The sequence below is a fragment of the Photobacterium pectinilyticum genome (genome assembly GCF_024357955.1).
GTDB classification, from domain to species: Bacteria; Pseudomonadota; Gammaproteobacteria; order Enterobacterales; family Vibrionaceae; genus Photobacterium; species Photobacterium pectinilyticum.
Genome location: NZ_JANEYT010000043.1, coordinates 17,794 through 40,213, shown reverse-complemented (window position 1 = coordinate 40,213; position 22,420 = coordinate 17,794). Strand labels below are relative to the sequence as shown.

At 43.9% G+C, this 22,420-nt stretch carries 21 protein-coding genes; 10 read left to right on the top strand and 11 right to left on the bottom strand.

What is annotated here, in order from left to right; genetic code table 11:
- Positions 1-66: 66 nt before the first annotated feature.
- The 5 genes from NHN17_RS16895 to NHN17_RS16875 all read right to left on the bottom strand — a co-directional run bounded on the left by NHN17_RS16895 (position 67) and on the right by NHN17_RS16875 (position 6,554).
- A complete protein-coding gene (locus NHN17_RS16895; protein WP_255043807.1) occupies positions 67-1,041 on the bottom strand; it encodes a hypothetical protein in 975 nt (324 codons plus the stop codon).
- A 387-nt stretch (positions 1,042-1,428) separates the two neighbouring features.
- Positions 1,429-3,237 carry a methyl-accepting chemotaxis protein gene (locus NHN17_RS16890; protein ID WP_255043806.1) on the bottom strand — a complete coding sequence of 603 codons (1,809 nt, stop codon included), beginning with the start codon at positions 3,235-3,237 and terminating at the stop codon, positions 1,429-1,431.
- Positions 3,238-3,349: 112 nt separating this feature from the next.
- Positions 3,350-4,534 (bottom strand): mannonate dehydratase, encoded by a 1,185-nt coding sequence (uxuA, locus tag NHN17_RS16885; protein ID WP_255043805.1) that lies wholly within the window; start codon positions 4,532-4,534, stop codon positions 3,350-3,352.
- Positions 4,535-4,680: 146 nt separating this feature from the next.
- Complete coding sequence (locus tag NHN17_RS16880; protein WP_255043804.1) at positions 4,681-5,466, bottom strand: FCD domain-containing protein; 786 nt, start codon at positions 5,464-5,466, stop codon at positions 4,681-4,683.
- Between the two features lie 104 nt (positions 5,467-5,570).
- Positions 5,571-6,554, bottom strand: a complete 984-nt coding sequence (locus NHN17_RS16875; protein WP_255043803.1) for a TRAP transporter substrate-binding protein — start codon at positions 6,552-6,554, stop codon at positions 5,571-5,573.
- Positions 6,555-6,855: 301 nt separating this feature from the next.
- On the opposite strand from NHN17_RS16875, the gene NHN17_RS16870 reads away from it, so the two are divergent.
- The 7 genes from NHN17_RS16870 (at position 6,856) to NHN17_RS16840 (ending at position 13,276) form a co-directional block, all read left to right on the top strand.
- Complete coding sequence (locus NHN17_RS16870) at positions 6,856-7,368, top strand: TRAP transporter small permease (protein ID WP_255043802.1); 513 nt, start codon at positions 6,856-6,858, stop codon at positions 7,366-7,368.
- A gap of 24 nt (positions 7,369-7,392) precedes the next feature.
- The gene (locus NHN17_RS16865) at positions 7,393-8,694 is read left to right on the top strand and encodes a TRAP transporter large permease (protein WP_255043801.1); all 1,302 of its coding nucleotides are present in this window, start codon (positions 7,393-7,395) and stop codon (positions 8,692-8,694) included.
- 66 nt (positions 8,695-8,760) lie between these two features.
- Complete coding sequence (locus NHN17_RS16860; protein ID WP_255043800.1) at positions 8,761-10,224, top strand: fructuronate reductase; 1,464 nt, start codon at positions 8,761-8,763, stop codon at positions 10,222-10,224.
- 52 nt (positions 10,225-10,276) lie between these two features.
- Entirely contained in the window at positions 10,277-11,701 is a 1,425-nt protein-coding gene (gene uxaC, locus NHN17_RS16855) for a glucuronate isomerase (RefSeq protein ID WP_255043799.1), read from the top strand.
- 45 nt (positions 11,702-11,746) lie between these two features.
- Positions 11,747-12,031, top strand: coding sequence for a beta/alpha barrel domain-containing protein (locus tag NHN17_RS16850; protein ID WP_255043798.1), 285 nt, complete (start codon positions 11,747-11,749; stop codon positions 12,029-12,031).
- Positions 12,032-12,107: 76 nt separating this feature from the next.
- Positions 12,108-12,749, top strand: a complete 642-nt coding sequence (locus NHN17_RS16845) for a hypothetical protein (protein ID WP_255043797.1) — start codon at positions 12,108-12,110, stop codon at positions 12,747-12,749.
- Between the two features lie 26 nt (positions 12,750-12,775).
- A complete protein-coding gene (locus NHN17_RS16840; RefSeq protein ID WP_255043796.1) occupies positions 12,776-13,276 on the top strand; it encodes a YgjV family protein in 501 nt (166 codons plus the stop codon).
- A gap of 134 nt (positions 13,277-13,410) precedes the next feature.
- On the opposite strand, the gene NHN17_RS16835 is transcribed toward NHN17_RS16840, so the two are convergent.
- A complete protein-coding gene (locus tag NHN17_RS16835; RefSeq protein ID WP_255043795.1) occupies positions 13,411-13,791 on the bottom strand; it encodes a hypothetical protein in 381 nt (126 codons plus the stop codon).
- A gap of 306 nt (positions 13,792-14,097) precedes the next feature.
- Positions 14,098-16,362: a glycoside hydrolase family 3 protein gene (locus tag NHN17_RS16830; RefSeq protein WP_255043794.1), complete on the bottom strand. Its 2,265-nt coding sequence runs from the start codon at positions 16,360-16,362 to the stop codon at positions 14,098-14,100.
- 275 nt (positions 16,363-16,637) lie between these two features.
- On the opposite strand from NHN17_RS16830, the gene NHN17_RS16825 reads away from it, so the two are divergent.
- Positions 16,638-16,763 (top strand): hypothetical protein, encoded by a 126-nt coding sequence (locus NHN17_RS16825; RefSeq protein WP_255043793.1) that lies wholly within the window; start codon positions 16,638-16,640, stop codon positions 16,761-16,763.
- A gap of 12 nt (positions 16,764-16,775) precedes the next feature.
- On the top strand, positions 16,776-17,165 hold the full coding sequence (locus NHN17_RS16820) for a GNAT family N-acetyltransferase (protein WP_255043809.1): 390 nt from the start codon (positions 16,776-16,778) through the stop codon (positions 17,163-17,165).
- Positions 17,166-17,173: 8 nt separating this feature from the next.
- Here the strand turns inward: NHN17_RS16820 and NHN17_RS16815 are convergent, their stop codons facing one another.
- The gene (locus NHN17_RS16815) at positions 17,174-17,605 is read right to left on the bottom strand and encodes a universal stress protein (protein WP_255043792.1); all 432 of its coding nucleotides are present in this window, start codon (positions 17,603-17,605) and stop codon (positions 17,174-17,176) included.
- Between the two features lie 207 nt (positions 17,606-17,812).
- Here NHN17_RS16815 and NHN17_RS16810 point away from each other — a divergent pair, with 207 nt between their 5' ends.
- Positions 17,813-18,634, top strand: a complete 822-nt coding sequence (locus tag NHN17_RS16810) for a bestrophin-like domain (RefSeq protein WP_255043791.1) — start codon at positions 17,813-17,815, stop codon at positions 18,632-18,634.
- A 7-nt stretch (positions 18,635-18,641) separates the two neighbouring features.
- Here the strand turns inward: NHN17_RS16810 and NHN17_RS16805 are convergent, their stop codons facing one another.
- From NHN17_RS16805 to NHN17_RS16795, 3 genes are all read right to left on the bottom strand, one after another.
- Complete coding sequence (locus tag NHN17_RS16805) at positions 18,642-19,478, bottom strand: (2Fe-2S)-binding protein (RefSeq protein ID WP_255043790.1); 837 nt, start codon at positions 19,476-19,478, stop codon at positions 18,642-18,644.
- 484 nt (positions 19,479-19,962) lie between these two features.
- Positions 19,963-20,271, bottom strand: coding sequence for a hypothetical protein (locus NHN17_RS16800; RefSeq protein WP_255043789.1), 309 nt, complete (start codon positions 20,269-20,271; stop codon positions 19,963-19,965).
- 132 nt (positions 20,272-20,403) lie between these two features.
- Entirely contained in the window at positions 20,404-22,278 is a 1,875-nt protein-coding gene (locus NHN17_RS16795) for a propionyl-CoA synthetase (protein WP_255043788.1), read from the bottom strand.
- Between the last annotated feature and the right edge of the window lie 142 nt (positions 22,279-22,420).

The following is a 22,420-nucleotide window of genomic DNA, read 5'->3' as shown; positions in this document are numbered from 1 at the left end:
GTTCGTCAGATGGTCAACTAACCCCAGAAAGGCCCTTGGGGCTGAGCCGTCCCGAGGATGAATTGATCAACAACGCCCTTTACGTGGATCGACAATGGAATGCTGATATAAGTTATTAAGTGCAAACTTCGCGATATCTATGGCGTCACCATTACACGTATTTTGCGGATAACCAATAAATGCAGCATCAATACCGTGCTCATCAATACAAGCTAGATAATAACTCGCGTCAGTGCCGCTTTGAACTGTATCATTGGAGCCTTTAACAACCGTAAACTGATCTTCTGACAAATGATAAGTTGAGGTTTTCATCGTTTCCATTGCTTCAAACACTTCAGAATCAAGCAACTTATCGGCATGAATAAACATATGCTTACCAGCGTCTGCATTGTCTTTTGCATTTAAGCTCGAGCTCACTTCACGAAGGTAATTGCCTGAGCCTTTTTGCCACTCAGTTAAAATTTCATTACTACCACGCTCTAGCCCACTCAGCGCATTATCTAAGTGCTCCAAGGCATCTTCTTCAGATATCCAATCACTGATGTTAAGCGCTGTTTTAAGTGCATCTGCCGTATCAAGATCATGAAGCATAACATTCTGTAGTGCCGCAATCATATCTGCACTTGGCGATTTTAAGCTCTCTGGTAGAGTAATTACCGTGTTAGAGTCAGTTTCATCGGCAGTTTGTAAAATGCGCGCCAAATTCAATGCTTTTTGATAATTACCTGTCGCTTCAAACGGAGAAACAATAGCGCGAGAGCTTACTTGACCAATACGTAGCCCATTTTCACCCCCCAAATAGAAAGTAACGGTATCGTCTGCGTCAAACTCAAAAATACCATCTGCATCGGTGAATCCACTTTTGTCACTTGGTTGAGATTCGAAATATAGGCCTTCTACTGCCGCATCGATAAATTGACCTTGTGTTAACTCTGGTGACGGTGTTGGGCCCGGCTCATTAGAACCAGAATCACTTCCACAGCCCGTTAAAGCTAATGCAGAAAAAACTGTCGTCGCTAAAAGTGTTCTCTTGAACTTCATAATTTCCCTTTTTAGAATGGTTACTTTGTCAACAATATAATAAGAAGACTCTAGTTATTAAAAATATTACTTCAGATAATGAAGGGGAGATAAAAACACAAAGACAATATTTAATATATTTATAACAATCAATTATTAACCGTTAAACCCATTCATTTATGAGATGTATCTTGGATGTTTACAACATCCCGTCATTTTGTCACAAAATGACAGTGACAAAATGGAATCAAACATAAAGCATTGATTTACAGACCAAAAGTAAAGGATGGATAACATTATTTAAAATTAATGATAAATAAATGATGTAAAAAATAAACCCTATGCTAGGCATAGAGCTTATTATTTCGTTATGATTTAGGTTTAACTAAGCGAAGTGCGTTTCATCTGTTACTGGAGTTTAAAGTTGCCCACCATGCCATTCAGTTGGCTGTTCGTTACAGCGAGTTGCTCGCTACTTGCAACAGTATCTTCAGCGTTATTATTTAACTCGCGGATCATGTCATGAATTACAATCATGTTCTGATTCACCTCTTCAGTTACCACACTTTGTTCTTTAGCTGATTGAGCTATTTGAGCCATCAATTCGTTGATTTGATAAATAGATCCCGTCATGACATCCAATGAGCTCATCACATTTGCGGTATGTTCAACCGTTTGAGCACAACTCCCCTTGGTGGTATCCATAGATTGCACCACGGTAGATGTTGCCTTACGAAGATCAGATAACATCGCATCAATTTCCGAAGAACTTTGTTGGGTTCTTGCGGCTAACGCGCGGACTTCATCGGCAACAACCGCAAAGCCGCGGCCTTGCTCACCTGCTCTTGCAGCTTCAATCGCAGCATTTAAAGCCAATAAATTGGTTTGATCGGCAATTTCGCCAATCACATGCAGTACCCCATCTATTTTTTCGAAGTCATTGCTCATTGTTTGAATGGAAGAAGACATACCATCCACTTCTTCAGCCAGTGAATTAACACTGGATGAAGCCACACGAACAACTTCTTTTGATTTTTCTGCTTCAATATTGGTTTGCTGGGTAAACTCAGAAGCCTTAGCACCACTATGAGCGACAGAGTCGGCAGTCGCACTCATTTCGTTAATCGCAGTAACCACTTTTTCCGTTTCTTGGGTATGTTGGTTTAGTAGTAACTTATTTGACTCAGCTTTAGCTTTAAGCGCTACAACCTCCCTTTCTATCTCATTACTCGACTGTGCGACCTCTTTCATCATTCGTTGAAGGTTTTCAATAAAGCCATTAATACCCGACGCTATCTTGCCCAAATCATCGTTACTGTACACATCTAACCGCTGCGTCAAATCTGCATCGCCACGCGACAGGCCAACAATGATGCTTCTCAATGCACTAAGGTGCTTGAAAATGGTATTGATAAAAAGAATGCTCAAAGGGATTGAAATCAATGCCACCAGCACGAGCGCCATGGTGATACTACTACTCAATGCATTGGTATTTTGCTGAATGTAGCCCCGATCAATATAGCCGGTCAGGGTCCATTGACTATCACCAACATCAAACTGATTAGTATAAGGGATGAGATCACCATCAATCCGGTTACTGAACAACAAAGTACCTTTGTTATCCGTCAAATCAAAGTAGCTTCCTTCAACCGAAGACTGTGACAGTAACTGTTGAGTATTTCTTAAATCGAGATAAAAGATATCACCACCGTTACTGCTAGGAACAGTAATTGAGATTAAAGGAATATCATTTTGATAGAAAATATCACTAACTGTTGTACCGTTTGCTTTTTTTATCAACTCTATATACCGGCTTGCTTCTGTTTCATCATCAATACGACCTTTATCTGTGATAACAAAATCAGAAATAACCTTCGCAGCTGAGTAAAATCCAGCACGTTCCGTCACCTCTTGGACGCTTGTTATATCCAAACTGATATTTTCAGAAATCAAGACTTTATTTATAATGTCATCATACAGCTTATCTTTCACTAAGCTAATTTGAGCATTGATACTCTGGGCATCACTGTCAAAAATATAACGGCTAAGGTAATAATTGACGCTAAAGAATGAGGTGATCACCGTTGCTATTAAAATAGCTATCAAAGTGGTAATAATTTTAACTTTAAATGATAGTTTATTTGCCATATGTAATCCCTTTGTGGCAAGTGTTGGATACGAGAAATAACCCATAGACAAGTGTGTGAGAAACAGCATACATGGAGAACCAAAAAATAAATGTCAGCTTGATCGAGAAACAAAAAAAGGCCCGACATTCGGGCCAAAGGTTGGTAAGTGTATTCAATTTACATGGGTATAAAAGGACTATTTATTTTTTGAAGAATGCACGCTTAAGCGCCATTTCTAGGCCGCGTACTTCCGCTAGACCTTTCAAGCGGCCAATAGCCGAATAACCTGGATTTGTCTTTTTCTTGAGGTCATCCAGCATCTGATGGCCATGGTCTGGTCGCATCGGGATTAAACGAGTAATGCCAGCTTCATCACGACGTTGTTCTTCTTCCAAAATGGCCATTACGACATTGTACATGTCAACATCACCATCAAGGTGGGCCGCTTCATGGAAGCTCATTGGGTTATCTTCGCGCTGAGTAGAACGCAAATGAGTAAAGTAAATACGTTCGCCATGCTGCTTAATCATGTTAACCAAGTCATTGTCACCACGTACACCGTAAGAACCTGTACACATGGTAATACCATTCATCTTGCTTGGTACTTCTGTGGTTAGCCACTCAATGTCTTCAATAGTTGACACAATGCGAGGTAAACCAAGAATTGGGCGCGGTGGATCATCAGGGTGAACCGCCATCTTCAATCCGTTTGCATCACAGATAGGCATCAGCTCACTCAGGAAATGTTTCATATGCTGGCGCAACGTATCTTTATCTATGCCAGCATAGCGGTCTAGCTGAGCTTGAAATTCTTCTAGCGTGTAACCTTCTTCTGCACCTGGAAGGCCAGCAATAATATTTCCGGTTAACTTGGCAATATCAGTGTCAGACATATTATTAAAATAGTCTTGAGCTTGTGCTTGCTCTTCTGCTGAATAATCGTTTTGAGCACCTGGACGCTTGAGAATATGTAATTCAAACGCAGCAAAAGCAATTTGGTCAAAACGCAGTGCTTTAGAACCATCAGCCATTTCAAATTCTAAATCAGTACGAGTCCAATCTAGAACAGGCATAAAGTTATAACAAACCGTATCAATACCGCATTCAGCAAGATTGCGTAATGTTTGTTTGTAATTATCAATCCATTGTTGGTAGTTACCTGTTTGAGTTTTAATTTCTTCGTGTACAGGCACGCTTTCAACAACAGACCAAGTTAACCCTTTCGCTTCGATAATCTCTTTACGCTTAAGGATTTCTTCTTTTGTCCACACTTCACCATTTGGAATGTGGTGTAATGCGTTGACTATACCTGTTGCACCAGCCTGACGAATATCATCAAGAGAAACAGGATCATTAGGGCCATACCAGCGCCAGGTTTGTTCCATGACAATCACCTTTTTACAGACATACTTAACCCGCTTGAACATTTTCAATGTTAAGTATTTTTGACTTTAAAGTAACAGCTAAGAATTAACTGTCAGAAAATAGAGGCCAATATATATTGGCCTGCACCATTAATTATTATTGATGTTTATTCACCACCAAGGAGAACAACCGGATTCGAGCTAAATAAATAACCATCAAAATTCGGGTCATCAATATCAGAAAGTTCTAATAAGCGTTGCTTTACATTTTCAAGGTGTTGCCACATGGCATTCTTAGCCGCGATAGGATCTTTACGCTGCATGGCAGCCAGGATCTTAGCGTGATCTTCCAACCACTCTTCACGATAAGCCGTGTCATTGATATGAGTGTGAAGCTTTTTCCACATAGGGCTTTGCTCACGACGCTCCCAAGAATGCTTTAACATATCAACCAGCACTGAATTCTGAGTCGCTTCTGCGATACAAAGATGAAATTGCTCGTCACCTGTACAATTCACAGAACCACATGCGATTTCATTTCGTTCCAATTCAAGTGCAGTGCGCATTTTGACAATGTCACTTGGCGTCACTTGAATAGCGGCAAACTCAGCGATATTACTTTCCAGCAACTGCCGTGCTTGCAACATTTCAAATGGACCTGCATCATCACTGATCACATTCTCACGACTGCTAGAGTGATTAGGAATATTCAATACATATACTCCTGACCCTTTTTTAACCTCAACAAGATTTTCCAACTCGAGCATAATAATCGCTTCACGCACAACCGTACGGCTGACATTAAGCCTTTCTGCGATATCACGCTCTGGCGGTAGACGATCCCCAATTTGGTAGTGACCGTCTCTAAGCTCTTGTCTTAATACCAACCCTAACTCTTGATAAGGGCGTTTTGGTTCAAAAGGCATCATGATGATATTTTCACTATTTTCCATTGCACTATTACGCCATCATAATGACCAAATATAATTGGTCAACCTCTTTATCAAAAAGTATGGCAACACCTTGTTATTACATTTATTTTGTTTTCTTTTTCGTCTTATTGAACAGCTTGGATACGCCCAACAATTTCATTCAACTCAGGGTTTGATGATTCTAGCGCATCATACATTGGCTGTACTGCCTCGGCGAACGCGGCTTTATTAGGCTGAACAAAGGTTACGCCTAGTTTTTCAGCATTTGCACGCTCTTCCGCTTCAGACTCAGCCCAAAGCTTCTTCATAAGCTCCATCGAGTTGAATGACGCTGTTTTCAGCGCTTCACGGTGTTCTTCAGAAAGGCCATCGTACGCTTTAGTCGAAATAACCAATACATCCGGCACCATGGTGTGCTCGTCTAGGCTGAAGTACTTAGAAACTTCACCATGACGGCTCAGGCTAAATGATGGAATGTTATTTTCAGCGGCATCAACAACACCTTGCTGAAGGGCTGTATATAACTCACCGTATGCTAGTGGTGTTGGACTACCTCCCAATGCGTTAACCATGGCAATGGCAGAAGGGCTTGGTTGAACACGGATCTTCATGCCTTTCAGATCTTCAGGCGTATTAATTGGCTTAGACGTATAGAAGCTACGTGCACCGGCATCATAGTAAGTCACACCAATAAAGCCACTGTCACGTGAAGACGCTAGGATCTCTTCACCAACTTCACCTTCCTTAACATTGTAGTAGTGTGATTTATCACGGAAAAGGTATGGAAGGTTGAAGGCAGCATATGCAGGGGCGAAAGCTTCTAGCTCAGCTGCATTGGTTTTCACCATTTCTAATGCACCATTTTGCATTAGCTCCATCGACTCACGCTGGGTACCAAGCTGTGCATCTGGGTAGATACGGATACGCACTTCACCATCGGTAAGAGCACGCACTTCTTTTGCCATCGCGTCCATCGCTTGGTGTACTGCATGGTCACGTGGGTGGTTATGACTTAGTTTTAGTGTTGTTGCAGCGTATGCAGAAGCTGTTGCACCAAAAGTTAATGCTGCGCCGATTACTGCTGTTAACACATTCTTACGTGTCATCATTATTGTTATCTCCGTGAGATTGGTAATCCATTTATGTAGGGTATTTTTGCTTACGGAACCAATATTGTCGCCAAATTAGCAAATCGTCAAACCTAAAACCTTAATTGGTTGACCCGTATCACAATAAACACCCCGAAATTGGTCAACCAATACAAGTGTGATGCCCTTCACATGACTTTCTAGCGCCCTTCTTTATAATTCCAGTTAGAAATGACCGTGCCTTTACAAAGAAATCATTCATATTTTCTTACATTGGTTAACCAAACCACAAGGCACGTATCCCCATTGAAAGGAACTTAAGATGAATAAACTGGTTGGTTATATAAATAGAGGCTTGGCGATGTTCACTGTTTCGCTATCGTCTTTCTTGGTTTTCTGTGTAATTTGGCAGGTAATTTCACGCTACGTCATTGGTAAACCAAGCACTGTTACTGACGAACTAGCACGTTATTTATTTATGTGGGTGGCCTTAATTGGCGCAGCCTACACCACTGGCCAGAAACGCCATCTCGCTATCGATCTTCTCACAATGAAGCTGAGTGGTAAGCGAAAGTTAATCAACGAGATTGTTATCCAGCTTGCAATTGCCGCTTTTGCCTTCATCGTTTTGGTATACGGCGGTACAAACCTAGCGCTAAAAACACTGTCAACAGGACAGGTAACTCCAGCGCTAGGCCTAGAAATGGGTTACATCTATTTTTGCCTACCAATTAGTGGCGCGCTAATGATCTTCTACTCAGCTGTTTTCGGTTTTGAAAAACTTTCGCAATTGCTCTCTGGCGATATCCCAGCCGCTGAAGCCCAACAGAATTAATTAAATATATAAAGGATTACCACTATGGAATGGCAAGTCATTCTCACACTCTTTGGTAGCTTTGCAGTTCTCCTTACTTTGGGGATCCCTGTTTCTTTTGCTATCGGTTTATCGTCGCTAGCAACAATCATGATGAGCCTACCGCTAGAACCAGCCATCGCTGTCGTAGCACAGCGTATGGCTGCGGGCCTGGATAACTTTGCACTACTGGCTATCCCATTCTTCATTCTTGCCGGTAATATCATGAACCAAGGTGGTATTGCTATCCGTCTAATCAACTTCGCCAAAGTATTAGGTGGCCGACTGCCAGGCTCACTAGCGCACGTAAACGTGATGGCAAACATGATGTTTGGTTCGATTTCAGGTTCGGCTGTGGCCTCTGCAGCTGCTGTTGGTGGCACTATGTCACCACTACAAAAGCAGGATGGTTACGATGAACACTTCTCGGCGGCGGTTAACATTACCTCTTGCCCAACAGGCCTGTTGATCCCACCAAGTAATACACTAATCGTATTCTCATTGGTTTCTGGTGGTACTTCTATTGCGGCTCTATTCTTGGGTGGTTACATTCCAGGGATCATCATGGGTCTTAGCTTGATGTGTGTCGCAGGCTTTATTGCTAAACGCCGCGGCTACCCACTGGCACCCAAACCAACCTTTGCGCAAGTATGGGACACGCTACTGAAAGCTCTTCCTTCTTTGATGCTTATCGTTATCATTATGGGCGGTATTATTGGTGGTATCTTCACTGCAACAGAAGCGTCAGCCATTGCGGTTGTTTATACTTTCATACTCGCCGTGTTGATTTACCGTGAAGTAAAATTCAGCCAATTACCGAAAATTATTCTTGAATCAGCGGTAACAACTTCTATCGTGCTGCTATTGGTCGGCGCATCGATGGGAATGTCTTGGGCGATGGCCAATGCCGATATCCCTTATATGATTGCCGATGCCCTACTGGCAGTATCAGAAAACCCACTGGTTATCCTTTTGATCATCAACTTAATTCTATTGATTGTTGGTATCTTCATGGATATGACACCAGCGGTGCTTATCTTTACACCAATCTTCCTACCCATCGCCCTAGACCTAGGTATCGACCCGGTTCACTTCGGTATCATGATGACCTTCAACTTAGCGATTGGTATCTGTACACCGCCGGTAGGTAGTGCACTGTTTATTGGTTGTTCGGTGGCCAAAGTCTCCATCGATAAGATTATCAAGCCACTACTGCCATTTTATGCCGCGCTAATTGCCGCGCTACTGGCTGTAACCTTTATTCCTCAGCTAAGCCTGTTCCTACCTGGCCTAGTGCTAGGTTACTAATCAAGCATTTCTACTCCCCCAATTAAATATTCCGCCAGCAAGTCTGGCGGAACCAAGGACAAGACAATGGACAATATAGCTAACAACAACATAAACACGCATGTTATTCGCCCTAACTATGATCGCTCAACTCTTAAGAGCCGTATCGTTCACCTTGGCTTTGGTGCTTTCCACCGGGCCCACCAAGCATTGTTTACCAGCGAAATGCTAGAAAAAAACGGTAGCGACTGGGGTATTTGTGAAGTTAACCTTTTTGGTGGCGAAGAGTTAATTACTCAGCTTCGTGAACAAGAACATCTTTATACTGTGGCAGAAAAAGGGGCGAGTGAAACCGTTGTCAAAATGATCGGCTCGGTGACTGAGTCATTGCATCCAAGCTTTGATGGCCAGCGAGCTGTACTTGAAAAAATGGCAGAGGAGCAAGTTGCCATTGTTTCAATGACGATTACAGAAAAAGGCTACTGCGCCGATCCGGCAACCGGCCGCTTAGATAAAAACAATGGCCTGATCAAAGCCGACCTAGAGAATCCTCGCGAGCCTAAATCTGCAATTGGCTATATCGTTGAAGCACTGCGTATCCGCCGTGAACTTGGCCTTAAGCCATTTACCGTGATGTCTTGTGATAACGTACAAGAAAATGGCCATGTCGCCCGTGCTACCGTTTTGGATTTTGCTAACTTGATTGACCAAGAATTGGCAGGATGGATCGAAGCCAATGTCACCTTCCCATGTACTATGGTTGACCGCATCGTTCCGGCTGCAACACCAGAAACACTGGCCGAAATTACTGACCTCGTTGGCGTGGCAGATCCATGCGGTATTGCATGCGAACCGTTCCGCCAGTGGGTGATCGAAGATAACTTCGTGAATGGCCGCCCTGAGTGGAATATCGCTGGCGCAGAATTCGTTTCTGATGTTGTCCCGTTTGAAGAAATGAAACTGCGCATGCTGAACGGCAGCCACTCGTTTCTTGCTTACTTAGGCTACTTGGGCGGCTACCAACACATTTCAGACACCATGACCAACGAAAGCTACCGTAAAGCCGCTTTCGACATGATGATGAAAGCACAAGCGCCTACCCTAACCATGCCTGAGGGCACGGATCTTGAAGCTTACGCTAAGCTGCTTATCGAGCGTTTTACCAACCCAAGCTTGAAACACCAAACATGGCAAATCGCGATGGATGGTAGCCAGAAAATCCCTCAGCGTATGGGCGGTTCACTGCGCCATCACCTTGAACATGGGACTGATTACAAATGGTTAGCAATGGGGATTGCTGGCTGGATGACCTACATCAGTGGTGTGGATGAAAAAGCCAACCCAATTGATGTCCGCGACCCTATGGTTAACCAATTCAAAGCTATCTATCAAGAGCACGGAATGAATATCTCGGCTGTCAAAGCTATTTTAGGTATCGAAGCTATTTTCGGCACGGACTTAATTAAAAACACTGAATTTGTTGACGCTGTCACCAAGGCTTACCAACTGATCATTACCAAAGGCGCACGTGCCGCTGTTGCTTCCCTATAACCCTTTTTAATATTGGGCGATATGTTCGCCCAATGTTTTTCTGGAGCCCAAAATGAAAAACTTCCTTTGCGATGACTTCTTACTTTCCAATGAAATTGCGCGTGTGCTTTATCATGATTACGCCAAAGACATGCCAATTTATGACTACCACTGCCACCTAAACGCGCAGGAAGTGGCTGAAAACCGCCGCTTCGATAATATCGGCCAGATGTGGCTGGAAGGTGATCACTACAAATGGCGTGGTATGCGTGCAGCCGGTATCCCAGAAGCCTTAATTACAGGTAAAGAAACGTCGGACTTCGATAAGTACATGGCATGGGCTAAAACCGTTCCTCAAACATTGGGTAACCCGCTTTATCATTGGACCCACCTTGAACTTCGCCGCCCATTTGGTATTACCGGTAAACTGTTTGGCCCTGAGACAGCAGAAGGTATTTGGCACGAATGTAATGAAATGCTAGCTAGCCCAGAATTTTCAGCTCGCGGCATTATGAAGCAGATGAATGTGGTCATGGCGGGCACCACCGATGACCCAATTCACTCACTTGAACACCATAAAGCCATTGCTGCAGATGAAAGCTGTGACATCGAAGTCGCCCCAAGCTGGCGGCCAGATCGTGCATTCAAAATCGAACTAGATGGCTTTGCAGAATATATGCAGCTTTTAGGCGAAACCGCTGATATCGAAATTTCCTCTTTTGCTGACTTACTGACAGCCCTTGATCGCCGCCTAGATCACTTCGCCGCACACGGTTGTCGCGCAGCAGACCACGGCATCGAAATCGTACGCTACGGCAAAGTCCCGTCAGAATCTGCACTAAACACTATGATCACTCGCCGTCTGGCTGGCGAAGTACTTTCTGAAGAAGAAGTCGATCAATTCAGCACTGCGGTGCAAGTCTGGCTTGGCAAGCAATACGCTAAGCGTAGTTGGGTGATGCAGCTACACATTGGTGCCCAACGTAACAACAGCACCCGTATGTTTAACCTACTTGGCGCTGATGCCGGTTTTGATTCGATAGGTGACCGTCCGTTTGCTTTCCAGCTGGCCTCTCTTCTGGATGACATGGATTTCAGCAATGAGCTGCCAAAAACAATTATTTACTGCCTGAACCCGCGCGACAATGAAATGATGGCAACAATGATCGGTAACTTCCAAGGCGGTGGTATTGCCGGCAAAGTACAGTTCGGCTCTGGTTGGTGGTTCAACGACCAGAAAGACGGTATGCAACGCCAAATGGAGCAATTGTCGCAGCTTGGCCTACTAAGCCAGTTCGTCGGTATGCTGACCGACTCACGTAGCTTCCTTTCGTACACCCGCCATGAGTATTTCCGCCGTATTCTGTGCAACATGATTGGCCAATGGGTTGAGAATGGTGAGGTACCTAACGACATCAACATGCTCGGCAAGATGGTACAGGATATCTGCTTCGGCAACGCTAAGCGCTTCTTCACCCTTCCTGGTGAGCAAGCATAAAACGCATAGCCCTTATCGGCGACTCAATGGCCCCCCTTTGGCGATATGCAGCAGACATATGGTGGCGATTCACTCAATACCGCCGTCTATTTGGCTCATACAGCACACATTGAGTATGTATCAGCGCTGGATAACGACGCATTCAGCGAAGTCATGCTACAGCGCTGGCGACACGGAGGGGGAAAGACCAAGAATACTGAAGACTATTTTGCGATTGAGCGCATATTCGCTTGTGGCGGTACTTGGATGGCTGATAAGAAAATGATTAACGAAGGCCGCAGGGGCGAAATTGGTCGCCTTGCACAAGAAGCGGCTGATCTTGTAGCATAACCAATCACTTTAGATTGCCAAGGCTTCCTTAGGGAAGCCTTTCTTTTTCAAACGTTTCCGCTAAGGGTTGTACTCAATGAAAATAGCTTTTCTCTACACGTTAGATGCCAACAAAGCGCTGTTTCGTCCCTACATCGAACGATACCTGGCTAATAACACTGCCACTATCACCCATCATGTGAATGAACAATTGCTAAGTAAAGCGATGGAAGCTGGCTTGACCCATACAGTCACCAAGCTTGTCCAGCAAGCAATCAGAGACATTGAAGCTGAAGGTGCTGATATTATCATCTGTACCTGCTCAACCATCGGGGACGCCGCAGAGCAAACGCCCAATATCAATTCTCGGGTCATTCGTGTTGACCGCCCAATGGCAGAGCAAGCAGTATCTGCAAGAAAAGTCCATGTTCTTGCCGCACTTGAAAGCACCATAGAACCGACCTTAACTCTGCTAAAGCAATGTGGTCAGCAGCAAGGTACATCGCCTGATATCTCTTATGCCGTTATTCCAAACGCTTGGCCTCATTATGCTAATGGCGATGCCGATTCTTATGCCAAAGTCATCGCAAAATACGTGGAACGAGAAAGCAACAGATACGATAATATCGTACTCGCTCAAGCCTCAATGGCTCCAGCGATTGCCTATATCAACAAGCCACCAGCTCCAGTTCTGTCCAGCCCTGAACTGTGTTGCCAATATATATCCAGGTTGATCTAATCAAATTATTACTCGAGAGGTACGTTATGTTAGAACTTGATTTTGCCCAAAGCATCGGTCTTATTGCTTTTCTTGTCGGCGCTTCGGCTTTTTTACATCAAAATGGTAATCGGTTCCGCCTACACCTGACACTTTTCCAAGTCGTTTTATGTAGCCATTTCATTTTAATGGGGGCATTTACCGCTGCGTTTGGTTGTGGCATTAGTGCACTTAGGAGTTATGCATCAACCAAAACAAAATCCACTAGGGTCATGTGGTTTTTTATTAGCTTGCTATGGCTAATGGGGCTGCCTAGCTTACAACATAGTTATGAAATAATAACAATATTCGGGGCATCAGTAGCAACGTGGGCTCTATTCCAAGCCGAAGGCATTAAATTGCGCTTAATAATTTTATTTAACTCATTTTGCTGGTTAACGAATAATTTACTCTTAGGTTCAATTGGTGGAACATTAATGGAGTCAACATTTATCATCATAAATTTATATACTATATCAAGAATAAAGCTATCTAAAAGCGCTATATAATAAGTACACCAAGTAATGCTTGGCGTACTTATTGTGTAAATATAGTTAATCAAGATGGTTATTATCTTATGAATATTGTTGTTACATGCAGAGTGTTTATCTCAAAAAATAGGTAATAATATAAATATCGTCTGCTAGACAGTTTCTAAAGCAGACTTCAGTAGACCTCGATCATGTATCATTCCTGGAATGAAGGCTAGTTTATCTACAGACATCTTTCTTTTGTCTGCCAACTGTATGTGATTGACAGTCCACACGACACATCCATTGTCTAAATTAAACAAGCTACGCACTTGCGAATAAAGACAACCATCATCATATGCATCAGAAACAACCATTGCCCTTCCTTGCCAAGCCCCCATGACTTTCTCTTGCGAGACAGGTAATTTAAGGTACAACATCTCTGGGTCAACATCTTTAATCACTTTCATACAAAGTCGAGTCTCGTTATTATCAATCCTCTCGACCCACAACCGATGTGGTATAGAAGTATCTTCCCATTCCAACATATTCATGTAAGTATTCATTTTATACCTCAATAAGTTTATTCAACTATTTTATATCCATTTTTATAGCCGTTTACTTAACTCGTTCAGACTCTTAAATTTAAACAATATAGCGATGAAGTTGACTGGTTATATACCAGATAATAAATATTATATCTGTACGCAGAAACCTCGCCCCCCTGATTAATAGCTTAGTCATTATATACCACCCGAACCTATTGATTGACCAATCATTGTTAATTAGTAGAGCAAGATCAAAAAAAGAGCCGGATAAAAATCAGGCTCTTTTTTATTATCTTTCATTAATATTAAAACTTATTTATAGCTTAAGCCATGACCAAATTTATAAAGCGTATCACCATCTTTGTAACCCGGCGCATCTGAATGCTGGTCAATAATTGCTTGGGCGCTATTGGCAAGGGCAAATGGCAGTTTACCTTGTGGATTAAACTCACCGCTCACCACATCCATAACCGCACGGTCATCCGAGCCGAAAGTGGCAAGAATAGCACCCGCATTCTTCAGGCCACTTGCATCATCAAGTACATATGGCTGACGGAAATATACAGAAAGTACGGTATTTTCAGCACCAACTTCATCCATCACTTCTTGTATATCTTCAAGAGAAGGCGTAATCACCCAAGAGTTAGATTCTGCCATACCTGTGAAGTCTAGCACTGATAACTCGTCAAAATCCGCACCACCGAATGCCAATGCGCGATTATTCGGGATATCACCTGAGATAACTGCTGGAATATTATCAACACGTACTCGAATTAATGCATGATCGCTTTCAGTTGCATCGGCTACTTTATTTCCATCTTCATCATCGCCCACAGTGACGTCAAAGCCATACTCATCAGCAATTTCGCCATCTAAGCCCATGGTAAACAAACTAGACGCTTTAGGTAATGGTAATGTACCTCCTGCATTATCAAGCAGAGCGACAGCTTTACGTTGAGCTAGCTGTGCTTTTTCTTGGAAATCAGCATTACCAACAATCGCATTTGCTTTCTCTGCGTCAACATAAGCGTTTTCAAACAGCCCTAAGTCAAATTGTACTGTTAATAGACGCTTCACTGACTCGTCAATGCGCTCTTCAGAGACCAAGCCCTGCTCTACAACTGAGCGAATTTCATCATTTCGGTTAAAGCCAGAGAACACATCCGTACCAGCCTCAATGGCAATCACAAATTGTTCAGTCTTATCTTTATCTTGTAGGCCCCACGCGCGGTTGTTGTGCATCATTTCGTAATCAGTATGTACATCATTCTGATCATTGATGATGCCGGTATCAGAGTTGATCACTCCGCTAAATCCAAGCTCTTTACGTAAAAGCCCGTCCAAAATACCTTTAGAGAAAGCAACACCAACATTTCCAGCTGGTGTGCCTACACTTGTAGAGTAATCATTGTTTGGTACACGCACGGTGTCTTTTACGCGGTCATGTAAGAGATCACCAAGAGGTACACCCCCCGCATCTAAGTTCGTTTCATCAGGGTTGTTAATTGACCACTCACCACCACCAACAATACCGTAGTAAGGCATCATCGCTGCGACGCCGGCATTAATTGCTGCTTTAAAAGGCTTAACGTGATAATCAAAATTTCCTGCAGGATAGCTCTGGTGCTGACCCGCTATGTAGTGAGGGTCTGAGCCAAGGAATTGTGGACCGCCACCTGGGAAGTGCTTCATTGTCAGGACGATACTGTCCGAGGAAACGTCTTTACCTTGTAGGTTTCCGACCAAAGTAGTCATAATATCGGATGCTAAATCTGCATCTTCGGTAAAGGTTTCATGTACACGGTACCAACGTGGCTCAGTCGCCAAATCAGCCATATAACCGTACATGCCGCGCAAACCAATTGCATTCCACTCAGCACGCATGACTTCACCAAACTCAGCAATCAGCTCCATATCTCCCGTTGCCGCAAGCCCGCCCTCTTTTGGCCACGCAGAGAAAGCACCAGAGTCTACGTTAATACCCGCTTTGGCATTTGGATCTATGTGGTTACGAGCATTTGATTTGAATAGTGCCGGGATCCCCAAACGCGTACGCTCAGTCATCTCTTGCATGGTATTCATATACTGAGCCGCTTCCATTGGACTAATTACATAATTCGGGCCGCCTGGACCACCTGCAGCGCCTCCATCTTGTCGCTCTTCATCTGTCAGCGCATCAATTTCTTCTTGAGTCAGGATATTATTTCGGAAGATAAAGCGGTTCATCTTCTGGCGGTTCACAAAGTCTTGGTGCTGACTACCGATATATCCGTAGGCCTCAGCATTCAACGTATCAATCAGCATCATGCCGACTTTTTCTTCAAGCGTCATGCGGCTGACCAAATCAGCAGCACGCTCCTCTGAGGTTAATCGCCAATCTTCATAAGGTGCGAGTTCACCATCTCCGTTAGCATCACGGAATTGGTAACCATCAATATCGAGTAGATCATGAACACGTGATTGGACAACCGGTTGGATAAGATCATCTTTGCCATCATTGGAGCTTGAAGAAGAATTACAACCAGCAAGAATGAGGGCCACTGCGACAGGCGCTAGAGTAAATAGTTTATTTTTCATTATTAGCCTTTATATTTTTTGAATACTGGAAACATGAGAAATACTACTCTTTGCCACCCATTGGTTAACCAATTTATATCAGCAAATCGATCTAGATCAACCAGTTTATAATTTTGGTTTACCTCGATCACGATATGGTATTTACAAATAGAATCACTTACTTTATTTGCTGCGAAGTCACAGAATCGACACGATAAAACTGATATTGCAGCGGGAATTTTTTGAAGTAATATCAATGTAGTAAATAATATTTACAGAGGGAACATAGAGGTTTCGTGATTACAGTCAAACCAGCTCAAGGCAAACATCAACTCGTTATTAGCCAGCTTCATGCTACAAGTTGGCAGTCTGTCTATGCCGGGTTGTTGGACGAAAAATACCTTTCTGAAGACGTTTTCTAAGAACGTGGCACTATTTGGGATCAACGGTTCAGCCAACCGAGTGAAAACCAGCGAATCTATGTCGCTGTAGAGAATGAAAACCTACTTGGCTTTATCTGTATTTACCTAGATCAGGATAGTGAATTGGGCACATTAATTGAAAACCTTCACGTCGACAAAGAGATGAAAGGGAAAGGTATTGGAAAGGCTTTGCTGAAGCATGCCACCCGTATTATGCAGGAAGAAGCAAGCCATTCTGGCGCTTACCTTGAAGTATTGAAACAAAATATCAGTGCCAAACACTTTTATGACTACATGGGTGGCAAACCTATTCTATGTCAACAATGGCAAGCGCCAGAAGGCAGTCTTGTTGATGAGCTAGTCTATGGTTGGACATCAACAGCGCTTATTTTAGAACGCTAGTTGACGTATCAACGTTCAACTCGGATGAACAGCAGGTCACAAGGCATTTTTCTTAGTAGCGGCTCACTACTGGACATTGTCAATTGATGGAACCAGCTTGATTCATGGTGGCCAAACACCAAAAGATCAACTTCAAACTCCTCTATGGCTTTGATGATTTGATCTTCTACATACCCGGCATAGAAAATATGTTTAAAAATTGGATAATCTGCTTCCTTCAACAATACCGCCATGTCTTGGACAGACTGACTATGCACAGACTCGTCATACTCTGCCGGATTAAACTCTCTGACCCCTTCATATAATTCCGTAAAGTCAGGGTCTATGTGAATAACGCTCAACAAAGCTTGATGAGCTTTTGCTTGCTCAGCAGCTTTCATCACCAAGTATTTGGCATTCGCATCAAAGTTAACAGCTAATAAAACATGTTTATATTTCATTTGCTATCCCCTCGGGAGAACAGGTTGTAAGAACACTAAGAGTGTAGCTTATACAAAATTGAAGAAGACTTGCGCATCTAAGAATCGGGACGACCATGAGCCGCTATACTGTTATCCAGATGCCTGATGTATCACTGATTTCACCCTATCAGGCCAAGTACCGAGCGAATATGTTCATTTGGTTGAGTTTCTCTTCAAGGTTACTGTATGTATCAAGAGTCCTTCATCGATTCTCTGTCAATTTTTATCATCCTAGGGCTGATTTTTGGAGCCATTGCTCTGATGTTTGAGTTCGGATATCGCTTAGCTCTTCGCTTTCCATCCAACGAGTTCAGCCAATCTATTAGCCCAATGGCCACAGGGTTAGCCAGCCTACTCGCCTTCATTCTCGCCATCACTTTTAGTATGGCGGCGGCAAAATCAGGAGAACGAAAGCAACTGGTGCTGACTGAAGCCAATACGGTGGGCACTACCATCCTTCGTACCGGTCTACTGGCTGAACCTTATCGTTCTCGCAGCCGAGAGTTACTGCGTGAATATGTCACATTACGCGTCGTCGATTATAAAGAGGACCCAAAGCGGGTCATCAATAACATCATCAAAGAAAGCGAAGCTTTACAACTCAAATTATGGAACCAAGCCATTGACTCACATGGCAGCACTTCACCGGAGTTACTGTTGCTGTATATCAATTCACTCAATGAGGTGATTGATATCCACACCGATAGGGTGAATAAAGGAATGAGAGGAAGGATTCCCATTAGTATCTGGTTTACGCTGGGGCTACTGACATTCTTGACCATTGCGTTGAACGGTGTTCAAGTTGGTGCGCAAAACAAAGGAAGAGCGCTGGTTGCGGCCCTCCCCTTTGCTCTAGCGTTTTCCTTGGTGTTAACTTTAATCGTCGAGCTCGACAGGCCCATAAGAAGTATCATCGAGATTAGCCAACAACCCCTTGTGGATCTTCGTAACAGTTTGGACAAAGTGCTATATACCGATGATGTGGGACAACTAAAAATCAGTGAATAGGGGGGTATTAAGCCGTTACTTTTGATTGATAAAGAGCAAGTTGTTCTGCAGGCTCACGTTGCTGGCAAGTGGCGCAATTTTTCTTGCCATCCAACTTATATTTCAGGCAGCAGGTTTCGCGACGAATATAGTAGATACCCACTTTTCCCTCGCTGGCTGCTTTCACGCTATTTAAATCGGCAAACTCAGGTAATATCCCTGCTAACCACGCATCTGCTTTTGGCTGTACAGACTCAATTAGCGCTCTATCAAAACCATGTTGAGTCAGCTTTTGGAAAACTAATCCCAACGCATAACCTATCGCCCCCCAAAACTGTGGGGTATTAACTTTTTGCGCTTTAAATTGAGGCGCAAGAACGCGACCGAGCTCTCGCAGAAAATGAGCTAGCTTCTCATCAAGTGCTTGCTCTGATTCAACGACTCGTGCCTGTTGGCTATGTGCTAGGGGATCATCGTCAAGGCAGTAAAAAGAACTACCTTTGGCAATACCAACTCGTTTTAACTTTCCATTCATCGCCACATCAAGGCTGATTTGCTCAAAGGTTAGCATGGGAACGCGATTAAACTTGAGCCTTAGGGCGGCCAAGCCTGAACACAGATGTGCAGTGAAGCTTTTCAACCACAAAGATGCACCTACAGCTTGTCGCGTATCGACATCTTGGCTGAATATCTGAATAGTTGTATCAATGTGTCTGTCTATCCATTCAGATAATGGCTGACCCACATCACCATATTGGAGTCGGAAGAAAGACTCACGCTGGAATAGCCAATCTAATTGAGATTCAAGGGTTGGTTGTGTCGGCTCTGCGAGCCAGAAAGGAGCCAATTGAGCTGATAAAGTCATCTTTAAGTCTACTTCGAGAACAACGTAGGCCGGTGAAAATATAATCAACCTAAAGCCTGTAAATTTATATTGGGATCGATTCTATCTTAACGGCATATAGGTTCAAGATGCTCATTCCCGTAAATAAATTGTTAATTTATGCCTTGACAGCATAGGAACCAGGGAGCATAAAGGTGACAGGGATCACGAAACTCCGGGTTTCATCAAACCGTAATACTGTAAAGCTTTAATTGGCAGACAGTTTTGTATATATTCACCTGCAACATCAGCACATTTTTGGGACGGATGTCACAATATAGTGCTAATAATATCAAAAAATAATAGCAACGTTAGTTAAACGTGCACGGATCGCATAGGAACATTACTATGAGTAAGGATGCCAAATTGGTTAGGCAAAAACTGAAATCAGAAACACAATCTGCGCTAACTAAAGCGCGGATGGCGTTTTTAAAGGACTATCAAAAAGCCACTTAATGTGGCTTTTTTAATTCCCCATTGGTACAGCCATGCCACCCAGCACGACTTGTTTCATGTTCAGTGAAGTATTAGGCGTTGCGTGTGGCGCCATCATTGCATCATATCCATCAATGCTGTTTTGCGGCAATACAGGTTCAACTGGGTAAGATACCTTACTTTCGTTTTCCAGTGTCTCTTCAGGTGTGTTATCAAAGTGACTACTCACTTGATACGTTGGCACGTTGACGTAATCAGCCGTGTCATCATCAAAGATAGAAAGTTTATCAAGCGCAAGGGCGACAAGCGCAAACCCGATAATAATATAGTTGAAAGGCATAGCATCCTCCTTTTCGCAATGCACCGGTTCTATTGATAGTCCACAATCCAAACTTGATCAAGATCAAAAAACATCAAACCGTTAGGACTTTAACTTTCTAGCGTAAATAGGATGCTAGCCTCAGAGATCTTATTAACCCAGTGCCTTTTCTATCTCGCTGAGACTAGATGGGTCATCAATCGTAGACGGCACCACATACTGCTCACCATCCGCAATTTGTCTTATAACTCGACGTAAGATCTTACCCGAACGCGTTTTGGGCAACCTGTCGACCACCAGCGCACGGTTAAAACAAGCAACCGCACCTATCTCATGCCGCACCTTTTGCAACAGCTCCTTTTCGATGACTCCGTCAGCAGAATAATAGCCGTCTTTCAACACCACCAGCCCCAAAGGTAACTGGCCTTTTAGCTCATCGTGAATACCGATGACTGCACACTCCGCAACCGCTTCATGGCCGCCGACGACCTCTTCCATTTCACCGGTTGATAATCGATGACCAGCAACGTTAATGACATCATCTATGCGCCCCATAACGAATAAATAGCCGTCTTCATCAATGTAGCCACCATCCCCAGACACATAATAACCAGGGAACTGGCTCAAATAACCCGATTGAAATCTGTCGTGGTTGCGCCAAACCGTCGGTAAACAACCCGGTGGTAATGGTCTTTTAATTGCGATGAATCCTTGCTGGTTGGCTGATTTTTCTTCGCCTAACTCATCCAGTACGACCACGCCATAGCCAGGGACAGGCATAGTCGCGGAGCCTGGTTTGATAGCAAAACTCTCAAGACCGACCGGATTGCTGGCAATCGCCCAACCCGTTTCCGTTTGCCACCAATGGTCAATAACCGGCCGGCCCGTTTTCTCTTGCACCCATTCAAGAGTTGGCGGATCTAACCGCTCGCCAGCCATATATATCGCTTTCAAACTCGTCATCGGATAGTCAACCAACAAGTTTCCATTCGGGTCTTCTTTTTTAATCGCTCGAAAGGCTGTCGGCGCGGAGAACAATACATTTACGCCATAATCATTACAGACTCGCCAAAATGCACCAGGATCCGGTGTTTTAACCGGTTTACCTTCAAACATTATGGTTGTGCAGCCGTGAATTAACGGGGCGTATACAATGTAAGAGTGACCGACGACCCACCCTACATCTGAAGCCGCCCAAAACACATCTCCCGGATCGACAGCGTAAATGGTCTCCATGCTGTATTTCATCGCAACGGCATGGCCGCCATTGTCCCTCACTACACCTTTGGGCTTACCTGTCGTCCCTGAGGTATACAAAATATAAAGCGGGTCGGTCGCCTTGACTGGCACACAAGGGTGCATTTCGGCTTTTTGCTTCAACGCTTGCCAGTCACAGTCCCTCGCTTCAGATAAATCAGCGCGGCATGCATTACGCTGAAAAACAACCACATGTTCAGGCTTCCAACGGCTATCCATAATGGCTTTATCAACCAATGGCTTGTAGGGGATGACCTTGCTGACTTCAATACCACAACTCGCGGTAAGAATAACTGTAGGCTCTGCATCTTCAATCCTGACTGCCAGCTCATTGGGGGCAAAACCACCAAACACGACAGAGTGAATTGCACCAAGACGCGCACAGGCCAGCATTGCCATCGCTGCTTCCGGGATCATCGGCATGTAAATCACGACGCGATCACCTTTCGACACCCCCAATTCCGCCAACATACCCGCCGTTTTGGCAACTTGATCCCTTAACACTTGGTAGCTGTACTGTACTTTGGTGCCCGTTACGGGGGAGTCATAGATCAAGGCTGTTTGATCGCCCCTGCCCGCTTCGACATGCTGGTCCAACGCCAAGTAGCAGGTATTTAACTCGCCGTCGGCAAACCAGCGTTCAATGCCGTTTTCATCGTTACTTAATATGGTTTGTGGAGATCGGTACCACGGAAGTTTCAGAGCTTGCGCCCGCCAAAACTCTTGCGGTGCCGTTTGTGCCAACTGGTATTCTTTCTGGTATGCAGACATAGTGCTTCCTCAAGTTTACCCAGTGACTTCATGTGGTCGTTCATCACGAAGATACAGTTCACTTTGAACCTGCATTTCACCTTGAAGTCATTGGGTATAAATCCTGGTATCGCTAATAAAAAGGCGTGTTATATCAACCTGG